The following is a 2,302-nucleotide window of genomic DNA, read 5'->3' on the forward strand; positions in this document are numbered from 1 at the left end:
GGGCTATTCTCAGGGGGGATATTCGTCGCGAGTATAACGACCGCTAAGGGTAAGCAATGTGCAAAAAAAGCAAGCAAGATACGTGCGGAAGGGAAAGATTAAGTCGTTAAAGATAGCGATGTGAAGAACTTCTTGTTTAATGTTTGATTTGTTTTGAATGAAAAAAATCCACGCCTTGGCGTGGATTTTTTGCGCGTGATCTATCAATAGATGACTAGTTTGCCCGCTGGCCAAGTACCTGACCATCCACAGGGCATATGCCCAGCTTCATAAACATTAATTAATCCGTCAAAAAAGAATGGCTCTTGAAGAAAATTACTATACGCATCTTCAAGCAAGTAATTCACAAGATCCCATTTTAACGTCTCAGTCATTGAGCCTTTCACTGACTCCGGGAGGGTTATTTTTGGGATAATATCATTCTCTACAACATTCTTGGCTTCTTTGACCAAAGAATTCCAATATTGATATTTGTTAGTGTGTTTTTTTGCGAGATAACCCGTTATTTCATTACCAGCCGCCAGGGTGGCTCTTTCCCATTCATCGCTATTCAGCCCTTTTATAAATAAGCTAAAGGACTGAACTTGTATAACACCAGTGAGTGTCGTTGCCACACCAAGATTAACAAACCAATTAATATTATTTAACCTATATATTGCTAACCAGGATATCTTCATATTTTAACCTGATTTATTTTACCTAGGAACCTAGGTATGTTCATAACTCCAAGCAGCCATGCTGCTTTATAATAAAGCTCTATGAGCTGCGTCACAGAGCTTTATTAACAATATGAATATCAAAATAACAGCAATCGAATTAAATAAATCGATTAAATTTTTAAGTGTACTTTAAGAAAGATCCTCTTCTGCTACTAATTCGTTAACAAAGTTAGCAAATGAATTTGTCAGATATCTTTGAAGTTTCGTGTGATTCTCGTGCATAGTCAAATCCTCATCAAAAGAATCTGTAGCAAAATATACAATTGAGTAATTATCTAAATTCAGGCAGAAGAAATTCCCTCCCCAATCATTTGCGAAAGGAAGCAGGTTTTTAGGAATCACTTCCCTATCCACCATGCTGATATAGCAACCGTCAATTAAAGAGCCAGGGGCATTATTTGTATGACTATTATAAACAAACGGCTTAAACGCAGCCACCTCTATTGGCTCAAAATCTTCATCACCGTCCCACCAACTTTTCTCTGGAGTGCCACCATTAAATTGCAGATAATGTGAGACGAAATCATCCGGAAGAGTAATAGATAATTTATCTTCCGCTTTAGCAATATCTGCACGTCCAATATTTTTTTCACAGTTACTGAAATGATTCATTGATTTATACCTCACTGGTGACAGTTTGCACGCAATTTTTTCGGGACTCGCCCCTTCAACCAGCCTTTAGAATGAGAAACAGCAATGGCTTCTTGGGAACCATATTTTACGCCAAAATATTTCTCGAATTGTGAGACTGAGCCTTTATGTGGGAAAGTAGCTTCATGCGCAGAAGTTTTTACTAATTGCATTGTTGTCCTTCCTGTGGCTGGGTCAAAATCATCGACATGATGCCATGTATATCCGGTTGCTTCGCTTTTAGAAATACCGGCTGCCTTGAAAGCCTCGGTGAAATCTCTATCTCGAGTTCCTTGCATTGTAATAGATACAATATTCTGTTTCGTTCCATTGATAGGGAAAAGATCTGGACTTCCTGTAAAGTCAACTCCCTTTAATGCTAACCCCCACGGATCCACCCATCCCAGCGCATTCGGCGCATACTGGTAAAGGTTTATTCCCCCCGCCAGTCCTATCGGGTCCTGCTGCGTAAACCGCCCGCAGTCCGGGTCGTAATACCGGAACAGATTGTAGTGCAGCCCTGTCTCACGGTCCAGGTATTGCCCCTGCATCCGCAGGTTCTGAGAATATCCTGATACCTTCGTCTCGCTTTCCCGCAGCAGCTTGCCCCAGGCGCTGTTCACACCTTCCCAGCGCACCTGCCCTTCGATATCCGTCATCCGCTCCGGCGTGCCGTTGGGCTGGCAGTGGAACCAGAAGATCTCCGGAGCATCCACGCCATCAATACGTGCCAGCGGATCGTAGCTGTCCTGATCGCTGTAGACGTAGGTCAGCGGCACATCCCCGTGCACCTCCTGCAGCAGGCGGAAGCCTTCCCAGACAAACCGGGTGGTGACCGGCTTACCGGTTGGCTGTCCGCCCAGCATCTGGCGTCGCGTTTTGCTGATGCGTCGCCCGAGCGGATCGTAGCGGAAGCTGACCTGCGTCTGCGGTTTATTGCGGTCCCGCGGCTG

3 protein-coding genes are annotated in these 2,302 nt (G+C 44.1%); all 3 read right to left on the bottom strand.

Going from position 1 to position 2,302, the window contains the following annotated elements; all coding sequences use genetic code 11:
- Positions 1-203: 203 nt before the first annotated feature.
- On the bottom strand, positions 204-677 hold the full coding sequence (locus NUX24_RS21650) for a hypothetical protein (protein WP_126331336.1): 474 nt from the start codon (positions 675-677) through the stop codon (positions 204-206).
- 171 nt (positions 678-848) lie between these two features.
- On the bottom strand, positions 849-1,331 hold the full coding sequence (locus NUX24_RS21655) for an SMI1/KNR4 family protein (protein WP_047652251.1): 483 nt from the start codon (positions 1,329-1,331) through the stop codon (positions 849-851).
- 11 nt (positions 1,332-1,342) lie between these two features.
- The coding region (locus NUX24_RS21660) for an RHS repeat-associated core domain-containing protein (RefSeq protein ID WP_257834058.1) at positions 1,343-2,302 on the bottom strand (960 nt) is incomplete at its 5' end.

This window comes from Enterobacter sp. HG048, from assembly GCF_024702055.1.
Lineage (GTDB): Bacteria > Pseudomonadota > Gammaproteobacteria > Enterobacterales > Enterobacteriaceae > Enterobacter > Enterobacter dykesii.